This window comes from Jannaschia sp. Os4 (genome assembly GCF_016820245.1).
Classification (GTDB): Bacteria; Pseudomonadota; Alphaproteobacteria; order Rhodobacterales; family Rhodobacteraceae; genus Jannaschia.
This window is the reverse complement of sequence record NZ_JAFCAR010000003.1, coordinates 327,215-339,550: the sequence shown is the minus strand read 5'-3', so window position 1 is coordinate 339,550 and position 12,336 is coordinate 327,215. Positions and strand designations below refer to the sequence as shown.

At 72.2% G+C, this 12,336-nt stretch carries 12 protein-coding genes; 5 read left to right on the top strand and 7 right to left on the bottom strand.

Annotated elements, in window-relative coordinates:
* Positions 1 to 2 precede the first annotated feature (2 nt).
* Positions 3 to 740 (bottom strand): SDR family NAD(P)-dependent oxidoreductase, encoded by a 738-nt coding sequence (locus JQC91_RS06650; protein ID WP_203286019.1) that lies wholly within the window; start codon positions 738 to 740, stop codon positions 3 to 5.
* A gap of 65 nt (positions 741 to 805) precedes the next feature.
* Here JQC91_RS06650 and JQC91_RS06645 point away from each other — a divergent pair, with 65 nt between their 5' ends.
* Positions 806 to 1,189, top strand: a complete 384-nt coding sequence (locus JQC91_RS06645; protein WP_203286018.1) for a rhodanese-like domain-containing protein — start codon at positions 806 to 808, stop codon at positions 1,187 to 1,189.
* 168 nt (positions 1,190 to 1,357) lie between these two features.
* Here the strand turns inward: JQC91_RS06645 and JQC91_RS06640 are convergent, their stop codons facing one another.
* Complete coding sequence (locus tag JQC91_RS06640; RefSeq protein ID WP_343069920.1) at positions 1,358 to 2,596, bottom strand: mandelate racemase/muconate lactonizing enzyme family protein; 1,239 nt, start codon at positions 2,594 to 2,596, stop codon at positions 1,358 to 1,360.
* Entirely contained in the window at positions 2,597 to 3,664 is a 1,068-nt protein-coding gene (locus JQC91_RS06635) for an alcohol dehydrogenase catalytic domain-containing protein (protein WP_203286017.1), read from the bottom strand.
* A 115-nt stretch (positions 3,665 to 3,779) separates the two neighbouring features.
* Here JQC91_RS06635 and pobA point away from each other — a divergent pair, with 115 nt between their 5' ends.
* From pobA to JQC91_RS06620, 3 genes are read left to right on the top strand one after another with little or no spacing between them, the layout of a single operon-like run.
* Positions 3,780 to 4,949 carry a 4-hydroxybenzoate 3-monooxygenase gene (gene pobA, locus JQC91_RS06630; protein ID WP_203286462.1) on the top strand — a complete coding sequence of 390 codons (1,170 nt, stop codon included), beginning with the start codon at positions 3,780 to 3,782 and terminating at the stop codon, positions 4,947 to 4,949.
* Positions 4,946 to 5,719, top strand: a complete 774-nt coding sequence (gene pcaD, locus JQC91_RS06625) for a 3-oxoadipate enol-lactonase (protein ID WP_203286016.1) — start codon at positions 4,946 to 4,948, stop codon at positions 5,717 to 5,719. Before pobA ends, pcaD begins: the two co-directional genes overlap by 4 nt.
* Positions 5,716 to 7,020, top strand: coding sequence for a lyase family protein (locus JQC91_RS06620; RefSeq protein ID WP_203286015.1), 1,305 nt, complete (start codon positions 5,716 to 5,718; stop codon positions 7,018 to 7,020). The genes pcaD and JQC91_RS06620 overlap by 4 nt, the downstream gene beginning before the upstream one ends.
* A 25-nt stretch (positions 7,021 to 7,045) precedes the next feature.
* On the opposite strand, the gene JQC91_RS06615 is transcribed toward JQC91_RS06620, so the two are convergent.
* Complete coding sequence (locus JQC91_RS06615; protein ID WP_203286014.1) at positions 7,046 to 8,323, bottom strand: cytochrome c peroxidase; 1,278 nt, start codon at positions 8,321 to 8,323, stop codon at positions 7,046 to 7,048.
* On the opposite strand from JQC91_RS06615, the gene JQC91_RS06610 reads away from it, so the two are divergent.
* Positions 8,312 to 8,791 carry a tetratricopeptide repeat protein gene (locus JQC91_RS06610; RefSeq protein WP_203286013.1) on the top strand — a complete coding sequence of 160 codons (480 nt, stop codon included), beginning with the start codon at positions 8,312 to 8,314 and terminating at the stop codon, positions 8,789 to 8,791. The two genes, JQC91_RS06615 and JQC91_RS06610, sit on opposite strands and share 12 nt — an antisense overlap.
* 492 nt (positions 8,792 to 9,283) lie before the next feature.
* On the opposite strand, the gene dctP is transcribed toward JQC91_RS06610, so the two are convergent.
* From dctP to JQC91_RS06595, 3 genes are all read right to left on the bottom strand, one after another.
* Complete coding sequence (gene dctP / locus JQC91_RS06605) at positions 9,284 to 10,351, bottom strand: TRAP transporter substrate-binding protein DctP (RefSeq protein ID WP_203286012.1); 1,068 nt, start codon at positions 10,349 to 10,351, stop codon at positions 9,284 to 9,286.
* 95 nt (positions 10,352 to 10,446) lie between these two features.
* Complete coding sequence (locus tag JQC91_RS06600) at positions 10,447 to 10,983, bottom strand: c-type cytochrome (protein ID WP_203286461.1); 537 nt, start codon at positions 10,981 to 10,983, stop codon at positions 10,447 to 10,449.
* 29 nt (positions 10,984 to 11,012) lie between these two features.
* Positions 11,013 to 12,281 (bottom strand): PQQ-dependent sugar dehydrogenase, encoded by a 1,269-nt coding sequence (locus tag JQC91_RS06595; protein WP_238941359.1) that lies wholly within the window; start codon positions 12,279 to 12,281, stop codon positions 11,013 to 11,015.
* Positions 12,282 to 12,336 lie beyond the last annotated feature (55 nt).

Genomic DNA, 12,336 nt, shown 5'->3' with positions numbered 1-12,336 from the left:
GGTCAGACGGTATAGTTGAGCCCCAGCCGCCCGCCGTCGACGTAGATCGTCTCGCCCGTGACGTAGGACGCCTTGTCGGAGGCGAGGAAGGCCACGACGTCCCCGATCTCCCGCGCCGTGCCCGGCCGCTTGAGCGGCGTGCGCGACATGGCCCGGTCGAAGGCGGCGGGGTCGGCGTTCACGGCGGCCATCATCGCCGTGTCGATGCTGCCCGGCCCGACCGCGTTGACGCGGATGTTGTGCGGGGCCAGCGCGAGCGAGGCCACCTTGGTCAGCTGCATCACCCCGCCCTTGGAGGCGCAGTAGCCCGCGATCTGCGGGATCGCGACCTGGGCGTTGATCGAGGACATGTTGACGATCGCGCCCTCGATGCCCTCACGCACCATCGCCTTGGCCGCCCGCTGGGTGGCGAGGAAGACGCCCACGAGGTTCACGTCGAGCACCTGCCGGAACTGCGCCTCCGACATCTCGAGGAAGTCCGCGCCCACCGCGATGCCCGCGTTGTTCACCAGCACCGAGGCCACGCCCACCTCCGCCTCCATCGCGTCGAAGGCGCTCGCGATGGCCGCCGGGTCGCCCATGTCGACGACGTAGCCCGTGCCGCCCAGCGCCTCCGCCGCGTCGCGCACCTCCTCCTTCACGTCCCAGAGCACGACCTCGCAGCCGTCCTCCTTCAGCGCCTCGGCGCAGGCGTGGCCGATGCCCTGCGCGCCCCCGGTGATCAGTGCGATGCGTGCCATGTCCGTGGTCCTCCCTGTCGGGGGCACGCTTGAACCCGCGCCCCGCGCGGGTCAACGTCCCGCCCATGAAGAGCGTGGCCGACATGGTGGCCGAGGCGCGCGCGCGGGTGCGCGAGGTCTCGGCGGAGGAGGTGATGGCGATGGACCCCGAGGGGGTCGTCGTCGTCGACATCCGCGACGTGCGCGAGCGGGCGAAGGGCCGGATCCCCGGCTCGGTGCACGCGCCGCGCGGGATGCTGGAGTTCTGGTGGGATCCGGCCTCGCCCTACCACCGCGAGGTCTTCGCCCAGCCGGGCAAGACCTACGTGCTGCACTGCGCGATGGGCTGGCGCTCGGCGCTGGCCGCCGACACGCTGCGCGGGATGGGCCACGAGGTCGCGCACCTGCGGGACGGCTACGACGAGTGGGTCGCGGCGGGCGGTCCTGTCGAGGAACCGGAGCCGAAGTAGGGGGCTCCGCCCCCGGCCCTGCGGGCCTCCCCCGGGATACTTGGAGCAAGAGGAAGGCCCGCTGCCGCGCAGGGGGCTGGGCAGCGCCCCCTCCAAGCCGCAGGCGCCGGACGCGTTCTTCCTCTTGCCCTAAATATCCCGGGGCCCGGGGGCAGAGCCCCCGGTCGCTCAGTCGGCGGCGCCTCCGGCGAAGGAGGGGAGGATCGATGGGTCGTGCGCGGCCTCCTGCATCTCCAAGTGGAGCCTGTCGCCGGAATAGGGGTTCGCGCGGGCGAGGTCCTCGTCGAAGGCGATGCCGAGCCCGGGCGCGTCGGGTGCACGGACGAAGCCGCCCTCCACGCGCGGCCCGGAGGCGAGCGCATGGTGGAACGGGGACTCGATCGCCTCGACCATCAGGAGGTTCGGGATCGCGGTGCCGAGCTGGACCGACGCCGCGAACTCGACGGGGCCGCAGTAGAGATGGGGCGCGAGCTGCGCGCCGAACCCCTCGGCCAGCGCGGCGAGGCGCGCGCCCTCGCGCAGGCCGCCGAGGCGGCCCAGCGCCGGCTGCAGGATCGACGCGCCGCCCGCGCGCAGCAGCTGCGCGAACTCCGACAGGCCGCAGAGCCGCTCGCCCGCCGCCACGGGGATCGGCTGGGACCGCGCGACGTGGGCGAGCGCATGGGGGTCGTCCGGCGGGCACGGCTCCTCGAACCAGAGCGGATCGTGGGGGACGAGCGCCTGCGCCAGCCGCACCGCGCCGGACGCGGTGAACTGCCCGTGCGTCCCCCAGAGGATGTCGGCGCGGTCGCCCACGGCGGCCCGCACCGCGCCCGCCATCGCGGCAGACAGCGCGATGTCGCGCCGCCCCGGCTGGTGCCCGCCCCGGATGGTGTAGGGGCCGGAGGGATCGAGCTTGACCGCCGTCCACCCCTCGTCGGCGCGCTTGGCCGCCACGGCGGCCTGCGCGTCCGGATCGGTCCAGAAGCCGTCCGCGTGGTCGTTGCCGCCGTCGTCGGGGTAGAGGTAGGTGTAGGCGCGCAGCCGCGCGTTCAGGCGCCCGCCGAGCAGTTGCCAGCACGGCACGTCCAGCGCCTTGCCCATGATGTCCCAGCAGGCGATCTCCATCCCCGCGAAGGCGCCCCACACGGTCGGGTCGGGCCGGCCCGTGAAGCCCGATCCCCAGACCCGCCGCGCCATGAGCGCGACGTCGAAGGGCGAGGTGCCGGCCATGTGGCGGGCGAACACGTCCGCGCAGACCCGCGCCAGCACGTGCGGGTCGATGGCCGAGGCGTAGCATTCGCCGTAGCCCGTCACGCCGCACTTGGTCGTCACCTTCGGGATCACCCACCAGCGCCCGCCCCAGCCCGGCGGCGGGGGGGCGACGACGAGGACCTCCAGGTCGGCCAGCTCCATCGCGGGGCGCATCTAGAAGACCACCACGTTGCGGCGGCCCTCGGCCCGGCGCACCGCGTCCATCGCGTCGTTGATCCGCTCGAACGGATAGGTGGCCGACACCAGTTCCTCCAGCTTCAGCCGCCCCTGCCGGTGCAGGTCCAAGAGCCACGGCACGTCGCGGCGCAGCACCACGTCGCCCATCCGCGTTCCGCGGAACCCCTGCCCGTAGAAGCCCATCGACACGGGGTCGAACCGCGTCTCGGTCCCCACATGCGGCAGGCCCACGAGGTAGGCCGTCCCGTGCGGCGCCAGCCAGCCAGGCGCCGCGTCGAAGGCCGCCGGATGCCCTACCGTCACGAAGGCGTGGTCCGCCAGCCGCCCGAGCCGCTTAAGCCCCTCCGGCCCCTCCGACACCAGCACCCCGTCCGTCGCGCCGAACGCCTTCGCCGCCTCCAGCTTCTCCTCCGTCAGGTCGACCGCCACGATCCGCGCCGCCCCCGCCAGCCGCGCGCCCTGCACCGCGTTCAGCCCCACGCCGCCGCAGCCCACCACCACGCACCAGTCGCCGGGCCGCACGCGCGCCGTGTTGACGGCGGCGCCCAGCCCCGTGACCACCCCGCAGGACAGGCAGGCCGCGCCGGGGGCGGCGACCTCCTCGCCCACCTGCGCCACTTGGGACCGGTGCACCGTCACCGCCTCGGCGAAGGCCCCGCAGGCCATCGCGGCGGCGATGACCTCGCCGTCCGCGTTGGTCAGGCCCGGATGGTCCCCCGGCGTGGCGCATTGCGTCGGTCGCCCGCTCGCGCAGGCCGCGCAGGTGCCGCAGGCGCGGATAAGCGTGACGAGCACGCGCGCGCCCGGCTCCAGATCGCCCACGCCGTCGCCCACCGCCGCCACGCGGCCCACCGCTTCGTGGCCGTAGACGGCGGGCAGCGCCCCGCCCCAGCCGCCGTCGGCGTAGGTCACGTCCGAGTGGCAGATCGCCACCGCCTCGAGATCGACCTGCACCTCGTCCCGCGCGGGGTCGGGCAGGAGCACCTCCTCCAGCGCGAGCGGCTCGCCATGGGCGCGGCACACGGCCGCCCGGATCGTTCGCATCTTCGGTATTCCCCCGCTCGACGTCCCGAACCTAGGCCACAGCCGGACGGTTGCGCCAAGCCCCCCGCGCGGCCATCGTCCGCCGCAACCGACACGAGGCGCCGCCATGTCCCGCATCCGCACCCAAGTCTGCATCGTCGGCGGCGGGCCGTCCGGCCTCCTGCTGGGGCAGATCCTCCACCGCGCGGGCATCGACACCCGCATCCTCGAGCGCCGCCCGCGCGCCCACGTGCTGTCGCGCATCCGCGCGGGCGTGCTGGAGGGCGGGACGGTCGACATGCTGCGGCGGGCGGGCGTCGGCGACCGGCTGGCGCGCGAGGGGTTCGTCCACACCGGCACGCGGGTGGCGTCGCGGGATCGGGCGTTCCGCATCGACTTCGCCGAATCGGCGGGCAAGCCGGTCACCGTCTACGGCCAGACCGAGGTGACACAAGATCTCTACGACGCGCGCGACGCCTCCGACGCGGCGCCCGTGATCCACGGGGTCGAGGGCGTGACGATCCACGGCGCCGACACGGACGTCCCGCACGTGACCTACGACGCGGGCGGCACCGCGCACCGGATCGACTGCGACTGGGTGGTGGGCTGCGACGGCTTCCACGGCGTGTCCCGCCGGACCATCCCCGAGGCGGTCCGCACGGAGGTGGAGCGCGTCTATCCCTTCGGCTGGCTCGGCGTCCTGTCCGAGACGCCCCCCGTCGACCACGAGCTGATCTACGCCAACTCGCCGCGCGGCTTCGCCCTCGCCTCCATGCGCAACGAGAACCTCAGCCGCTACTACGTGCAGGCCCCCGTCACGGACCGCGCGGAGGACTGGCCCGACGACCGCTTCTGGGACGAGTTGCGCCGCCGCCTGCCCGCCGACGCCGCCGAGACGCTGGTGACGGGGCCGTCCATCGAGAAGTCCCTCGCCCCGCTGCGGTCCTTCATCTGCGAGCCGATGCGCTGGGGCCGCCTCTGCCTCGTGGGCGACGCGGCGCACATCGTGCCGCCCACGGGGGCCAAGGGGCTGAACCTCGCGGTCTCGGACGTCCACTACCTCTCCGAAGGGCTGATCGCGGCCTGTGGGGGCGAGGCCGAGGGGATGGACCGCTACTCCGACCGCGCGCTGGCCCGCGTCTGGAAGGCGGTGCGCTACTCGTGGTGGTTCACCACCCTGATGCACCGCTACCCCGACGACACGGCCTTCCACCAGAAGATGCAAGAGGCCGAGATCGCCTATCTGGACGGCTCGCCCGCCGCCCGCACCGTGTTCGCGGAGAACTACGTGGGGCTGCCGTTTTGATCGTCTCCGCCCCCGGCGCCCGCATCGCCGCCCGCGTGGACGGCCCGGCGGACGCGCCCGCGCTCCTCCTCGCCAACTCGCTCGGCACGACGATGGCGCTGTGGGACGCGGTCGCCGCCCGCTTCCCCGGCCACCGCGTGATCCGCTTCGACCTGCGCGGCCACGGCGCGTCCGAGGTGCCGCCCGCCCCCTACCGCATGGGCCAGCTCGTCGCCGACGCCGAGGCGGTGATGGACGCGGCGGGCGCCAAGGACGCCGTGGTCGTCGGCCTCTCCATCGGCGGCATGATCGCCCAAGGGCTGGCGGTGAAGCGCCCCGACCTCGTGCGGGGCCTCGTCCTCGCCTGCACGGCGGTGAAGATGGGCACGCCCCAGATGTGGGACGACCGGATCGCGCGGGTCCGCGCGGGCGGGATGGAGGCGGTGGCCGACGCCGTGCTGGACCGCTGGTTCGCGCCGTCCTTCGCCGACCGCGCCGCGTGGCGCGACTGCCTGCTCGCCATCGACCCGGAGGGCTACGCCGGCTGCTGCGCGGCCATCGGGGGCGCGGACCTCATCACGCCCACCTCGGGCCTGCGCCTGCCCGTCCTCGCGCTCGCGGGGGCCGAGGATCGCGCCGCGCCGCCCGACCTCGTGCGCGAGACGGCGGACCTCGTCCCCGGCAGCCGGTTCGAACTGATCCGCCGGTGCGGCCACCTCCCCCCGGTCGAGCAGCCGGACGCGATGGCCGACCACGTCTCCACCTTCCTCGACGCGACGGGGCACCGATGACCGCCACCCCCTTCGACAGCCCGATCTTCTCCAAGCTCCTCGGCGACGCCGAACTGGGGCACCTCTTCTCCGCCACGGCGGAGGTGCGCGCGATGCTCATCTTCGAAGGGGCGTTGGCGAAGGCGCAGGGCGAGGTCGGCATGATCCCCGAGACGGCGGGGGCCTTCCTCCACCGCGCCTCGATGGAGGTGCAGGTCGATCCCGCCGGCTTGGCGGAGGGCACGGCGGCGAACGGCATCCCCGTCCCCGCCCTCGTCGCCGCCTTCCGCGCGGCCTGCAACGCGCCCGAATACGCGCCCTACGCCCATTGGGGCGCGACCACGCAGGACGTCGTCGACACCGCGCTGGCGCTGCGGCTGCGCCAAGCCCTCGCGATCCTCGAGACCCGGCTCGATGCTCTGCTCGACCGCCTCGCTGCATTGGCCGAGGCCCATGCCGAGACGCCGATGGCCGCCCGCACGTGGGGGCAGGTCGCCACGCCCACCACCTTCGGCGCGACCGTCGCGACGTGGGGCGAGGGCCTGCTGGCCGTCCGCGGGGAGCTGAAGGACGTGCGCCATGCGACCTGCATCCTCACCCTCAACGGCGCGGCGGGCACGCTGGGCGCGATGGGGACGGACGGGCCCGCGGTGCGGTCCAAGCTGGCGACCGCCCTCGGCCTGCGCGCCCCCCAACGGTCGCCCCACGCCGACCGGTCCCACACGCTCCGCCTCGCGGGCTGGTGCGCCCGCGTCCTCGCCGCCTCGGCCAAGATGGCGACCGACCTCCTGCTGCTCGCCCGCGACGGCGAGGTGGCGGTCGCGGGCGGCTCCTCCTCGACCATGCCGCAGAAGGCCAACCCCGTGGGCCCCTCCGTCGTCCGCGCGCTCCACGCCCACGGCGCGGGGCTGAACGCGACGCTGCAGGCGACGACCCACTGGGACGCCCGCGATGGCGGCGCGTGGATGGCGGAGTGGCTGGCCCTGCCGCAACTGGTGATCGCCGCCGGGCGGGCTTTGGCGGCGGCCGATGCGGAAGTGACGGTGGATGCCGCCCTCATGCGTGCCCGCGTCGACGACCCGACCGGCCTGATCCACGCCGAGGCGCTGTCCTTCGACATGGCCCGCACCATGCCCCGCCCCGAGGCGCAGGCGCGGGTGAAGGCGTGGGCGGCGGAGGTGCGGGTGGAGGGCGGGTCGCTGCTGGACCGCGCGGGCGCCGACCCGGCGGACTACGCCCCCGAGCGGCGGTGGGGCGAGGCGCCGGCCTTGGCCCGGCGGTTCGCGGCGAAGGTCCGCGGGGGTCCGCAAGAGCCCGCCTGAGCGGGGTCGCGGCGGCGCAACCCCTTCAATCCACGGGTAAACCCGAGGGCACCGCGTCGGGCCGCCCCAGCCGTCCGTGGCGCGAGGCGCCGCCCGTGAGGGCGCCGAGGAAGGCGACGAGGTCGGCGACCTCCGCGTCCGAGAGCGGGACGGGCGCGAGGTCGATGGTGGCCGCCACCCGCGCCATCTCGCGCGCGTCCTGGTGGATCACGAAGTCCACCGCCTCCAGCCACGGGGCGGCGGGCAGCTTTGCGAGGTCGGGCGTCCACGCGGCCAGCGCGGCGGCCGGATCGGCGTGGTGGCGCACGATCCCCTCCAAGGTCGGATAGGCCCCATTGTGGCCGTAAGGCGCTGTCAGGGCGACGTTCCTCAGGGACGGCGTGCGGAAGCGGTAGGCGTCGGCGAGGTCGTCCGTCTCGGCCATGCGGCCCACGTCCCGCGCGGTGGGGTCGAACCGCCGCGTCCGGCCCGGGCCGAAGGGCGGGAGGCCGATGGCGTGGAAGCCGTGATCGGTGAAGAGCGGGCCCGAGTGGCAGGTGGCGCAGCCCTTGTCGCGGAACAGGATCCCGCCGCGCCGCGCCGCGGCATCCATCGTGCCCAGATCGTAGGGGGAGTCGAGCGAACGCCACTCGGAGCCCATGAAATCCGCCAGCGCGACGGCGATATGTACGATTTGTACGTCCTCGGGTGCCTCGATTTCACGAAATGTACGAACGAACATCTCGCCATATGCGGGGATCGTCCGCACCCGCTTGGCGAGGATCGGCCACGCGTAGTCCACGCGGTCGTGGACCGCGCCCGCCACCTCGTTCTCGCGCGGGTTCCCGGCCATCTCGAACTGGGCGACCATCGGGAAGAGCGCCTGCACGGCGAGGATGTTGGGCAGGCCCTCGGGCAGCCACTCCTCGGCCGGCGTGTCGTAGCCGACCTCGTAGTGGGGCGAGACCGAGACGCGCCCATCGTGGAAGAAGGTCTCGAACTCGGTGGCGCCCACGTTCCACAGCGCGGGGGCGTGGCGGGGGACGCGCTTGCGGATGGCGTCGTCGCCGGTGCCCGCCGTGCGCTCCGGCCCGACGCCCGCGCCGCCCTCGCCGATGCCGAGGGACAGCGCGTCGGCGGAGAAGGTCTTGTGGTGGTGGCACGTCCCGCAGGAGATGTTGCGGTTGCCCGACAGGATGGGGTCGTAAAAGAGCAGCCGCCCGATCTCGGCCTTGGCGGGGTCGAAGGGGTGGAACTCCACTTCCTCCGCGGCGGCGGGCGCGGCTAGGATGGCGAGGAGGAGGGGGACGAGATGCTTCGACATGCCGCGATGATGACGGGGATGCTCCTCCTGTCCACCCCTGCGACCGCCGACATCGAGGCCGGGCGCGACCTGATGGAGGCGGGGCGGTTCGAGGAGGCCTTCGAGGCGTTCTGGCCCGCCGCGCGGTCGGGCAACGCCGACGCGGAGGAGCTGATCGGCGTGATGTACGCGCTGGGGCTGGGGGTCGAGAAGGACCCGGTGCGGGCCTTCGAGTGGTACCTGCGCTCGGCCATGAAGGGCCATCCGGGGGCGCAGTCGGGGGTCGGCTGGTATTACGAGGAGGGGATCGGGCTGCCCGCCCCGGACCTCGTGCGGGCCTACATGTGGTACGTGCTCTCGGCCATCGGCGGCGACCCGGACGCGGCCATCTCGCAGGAGGAGGTGGTGAAGAAGATGACCCCCGCGCAGGTGGCCTATGCGCTGGAGCTGGTGGGAGACTACAAGGCTTGGATGTATCCGTTTCGATAGCGTATTAGCCGCCACTCCGGGAAATCATATAGAATTCTTGCGCAAATCTCGAACCAGGAAACTGCTCTGCCAACATTCGAGTTTCCGATTCGCAACTTCCAGGTATGGGTGTACCACCAAATATCAGGCGGTAGATATCGGAAACAAAAGCAGGCTCATAGACCATCGAAAAGGCCTGTCCTGCGACACCGGCGACCAATCGAAATGTCTCTAACGAGCATGTTAGATGCGCTATCTCGATGCCAGAATCTGCTCCAGATATTCCAGAGGCCGCCGGATTAGAAATTGCTTCCGTCAGAAGTTTATTTAGCTCACTACGAGGCTGCCCTATCACCGATGTAGCGGCGATCACAAATACGGCGAGCGATACGAAGAAGTATATTAGTAGAAAGAATGAAACAAGAAAGGTTCGGCTCATGTGTGCGGTACGTCTAGAAGGCTGTGTCGATAGTCTACAAAGATGGAGCGGCAAACGCCGCTCCATCTTTTCTCTCACTCCATGTCCGCCATGCGCGCCGCGCCGATGCTCTCCTCGGCCTCGGCGATCGCCGCGCGGAAGTTGGCGAGCATCTCCTCGCCGCCGTCCACGTTGGCCGCGAACCAGTCGTACACGGGCGCCGCCGCGTCCTGGAACGCCTGCTTCTGCTCGGGCGTGGGGACGTAGAGGTTGCCGCCGCCGGCCACGAAGTCCTCGTAGGCTTGGATCGACTTGCGCTTGGGCGAGGCGAAGGTGGCCTGCTGCAGCGCGGAGAAGCCGTCGACGATGACGCGCTTCATGTCGTCGTCCATCGACATGAACTTCTCATTGTTCATGACCCAGATGGCCGCCATGTAGGCATGCCCGTCGAGCGTGACGTATTGCAGGCCGGCGTCGGGGAACTTCATGCCCATGATGTCGGTGATGCCGTTCTTGGACCCCTCGACCACGCCGGTCTGGAGCGAGGTGAACAGCTCGGGCCACGGGATCGGCGTGGGCGAGGCGCCCAGGGCGCGGACCAGCTCCTGGGGCAAGTCGGCCACCACGGTGCGGATCTTGAGGCCCGCGAGGTCGCCCGGCTCCTGCACGGGGCGCTGGGTGTTGGCGAAGTTGCGCCAGCCGCCGGTGTTGCCCACCGTCATGATGCGGATCGCGTCGCCCGAGTCCTCCAGCGCCTTGGCGCGCATCTGGCGGACGAGGTCGGTGTTGGTGAGCACTTCTTCCGCGATGCGGTCGTCGGCCATGAGGTAGGGCAGGTCGAAGATCTGCACGTAGGGGAAGATGCCCGCCGCCCCCCCGGAGGTGGTGACGAAGACGTCGATGGAGCCGTCGGCCACGCCCTGCAGGCACTCGGCCCCGTTGGAGCAGAGCTGCGTGCCGATGAAGAGCTCGACGGTGATCGCGCCGTTGGACGCGTTCTCCACGTAGTTCTTGAACACCACGAGGCCGTCGTAGTCCTCGTCGTTCTCGTTGGAGTTGGCGGTGGCGCGGATGTTGATCGCGTGGCCGTCGGCGAAGGCGGCCGTGGCGGGCCCCATCGCGATCGACGCCACGCAGGCGGCCTTGAGCAGTTTGTCGAGCATGAAGCTCCCTCCCTTGTGCGGGGACCCTCCCGGTCCCTCTGGGGGGAGGGTAGGCACAGGCGGAGGCGTGGGGCTAGGGGGGAATGCGCGCGGGCTCAGCCGGGCGGCGCGATCTCCAGCGTGGCGGCGGCGTACCAGTCGGCGGCGGCGCGCATCTCGGCGTCCGAGAGGTCGGCGGCGATGGCGCTCATCGCCTCGTGGGCGCGGGCGCCGGAGCGGAACGCCTTGAGTTGCGTGACGGTGTAGGCCGCCGCCTCGCCGGCGAGGTTGGGCGCGTCCGCCACCACCGCGATCCCGTCCGCGCCGTGGCACGACGCGCAGAGGGTCGGCGCCTCGCCCTCCGGCGCGACCGCCGTCGCGGTGGGCGCGGCGTACCACGCGGCCACGTCGGCGATCTGCCGCTCGGACAGCGTGGCGGCCACGATGCTCATCATCTCGTGCTCGCGCGCGCCCGACTTGAACGCGGCGAGCTGGGCCGCGAGGTAGGCCTCCGGCTCGCCCCCGATATGGGGGGCGACCGGGATGCGGGCGTAGCCGTCCAGCCCGTGGCACGTCCGGCACATGCCCGCCACCGCGCGCCCGGCGTCGAGATCCTGCGCGGCGGCCGGGCGCGGGGCCTCCCCGGCGAGCATCAGCCCGCCGAGGAGGAGGGCGCCCGCCCTCACCCGTCGCCGTCCTGCGGGGCGTAGGCGATGCGCCAGATCGCGCCCGCGAAGTCGTCGGACACCAGCATCGAGCCGTCGCGCAGGAAGGCCACGTCCATCGGGCGGCCGCGATACTCGCCCGTGGCCTCGTCCAGCCAGCCGTCGGCGAAGACCTCGGCCCCCACGGCGTCGCCCGTCTCCGGGTCGATCCGCGTGAACATCACGCGCGCGCCCACCGGCTCCGTGCGGTTCCACGAGCCGTGCTGCGCCCAGAAGATGCCGTCGCGGTACTGCTCCGGGAAGCTGCTCCCGCGGTAGAAGGACATGCCGAGGTCGGCGGCGTGGGCCGTCAGCTCCAGCTGCGGCTCCACGAACTCGACGCCCTCGGGGCGCGGATGCTCGGCCTCGGACATGATCTCGATGCGCGAGTTGGTCCACGGGAAGCCGAAATGCTGCCCGGCGGCGGTCTGGCGGTTCAGCTCGCCCGGCGGGATGTCGTCGCCCATCCCGTCCACTTGGTTGTCCGTCCACCACAGCTCGCCCGTCGCGGGGCTGAAGTCGTGGCCGACGGAGTTGCGGACGCCGCGCGTATAGACCTCGCGCCCCGACCCGTCGGTGTTCATGCGGACGATCCCGCCGATCCCGATCTCGTCGTAGAGGTCCACCTTCTCGGGCGGCTGCACGTTGTGCGGCTGGCCCAGCGACACGTAGAGCATCCCGTCCGGCCCGATCCGGCAGACGCGGGCGGAGTGGTTGAACGACTCCTCCTCCGGCGGGATCAACTCGCCCTGCGGCACGACCTCGCCCACGGCGATGTCGGGGGACTCGAAGAAGAACTCGGCCGCCGGGAACTGCAGGACGCGGTTGCGCTCGGCGATGTAGAGGAACCCGTCGGGCGAGAAGCACGGCCCGTTGGGGATGTCGAAGGCGATGGACGGGGCGAAGTCGAACACGTCGTCGGCCACCCGGTCGCGGTCGCGGTCGACGATGGACCAGACCTTGTCCTTGCGCGTGCCCGCGAAGACCACCGTCCCCTGCGGCGCCACGGCCATGCTCCTCGCGTCGGGCACGACGGCATAGAGGCTGATCTCGAAGCCCTCGGGCACGGTCACGTGGTCGAGGATCGCGCGCAGGGCCTCGGCCCGGTCGCCGCCTTGATCGACATGGGTGAAGGCGGCGTCGGTGCGCTTCATGGCGCCCAGCGTGTCGACGTCCTGCTGGGCGGCGGCGGGCAAGGCGAGCGCGGTCGTCGCCGCGAGCGCGGCGAGGGTGCGGGTCATGGTCATGTGGCGGTCCTCCCAAACCGAGCGGACCCCGCGCCTCCCTTCCCCAAGGGCACGC

Coding starts and splice junctions, on each gene's coding strand:
- JQC91_RS06650 (WP_203286019.1), bottom strand. CDS start 740: ATGGCACGCATCGCACTGATCACCGGGGGCGCGCAGGGCATCGGCCAC.
- JQC91_RS06645 (WP_203286018.1), top strand. CDS start 806: ATGAAGAGCGTGGCCGACATGGTGGCCGAGGCGCGCGCGCGGGTGCGC.
- JQC91_RS06640 (WP_343069920.1), bottom strand. CDS start 2,596: ATGCGCCCCGCGATGGAGCTGGCCGACCTGGAGGTCCTCGTCGTCGCC.
- JQC91_RS06635 (WP_203286017.1), bottom strand. CDS start 3,664: ATGCGAACGATCCGGGCGGCCGTGTGCCGCGCCCATGGCGAGCCGCTC.
- JQC91_RS06620 (WP_203286015.1), top strand. CDS start 5,716: ATGACCGCCACCCCCTTCGACAGCCCGATCTTCTCCAAGCTCCTCGGC.
- JQC91_RS06610 (WP_203286013.1), top strand. CDS start 8,312: ATGCTTCGACATGCCGCGATGATGACGGGGATGCTCCTCCTGTCCACC.
- JQC91_RS06615 (WP_203286014.1), bottom strand. CDS start 8,323: ATGTCGAAGCATCTCGTCCCCCTCCTCCTCGCCATCCTAGCCGCGCCC.
- dctP (WP_203286012.1), bottom strand. CDS start 10,351: ATGCTCGACAAACTGCTCAAGGCCGCCTGCGTGGCGTCGATCGCGATG.
- JQC91_RS06600 (WP_203286461.1), bottom strand. CDS start 10,983: ATGCTCGCCGGGGAGGCCCCGCGCCCGGCCGCCGCGCAGGATCTCGAC.
- JQC91_RS06595 (WP_238941359.1), bottom strand. CDS start 12,281: ATGACCATGACCCGCACCCTCGCCGCGCTCGCGGCGACGACCGCGCTC.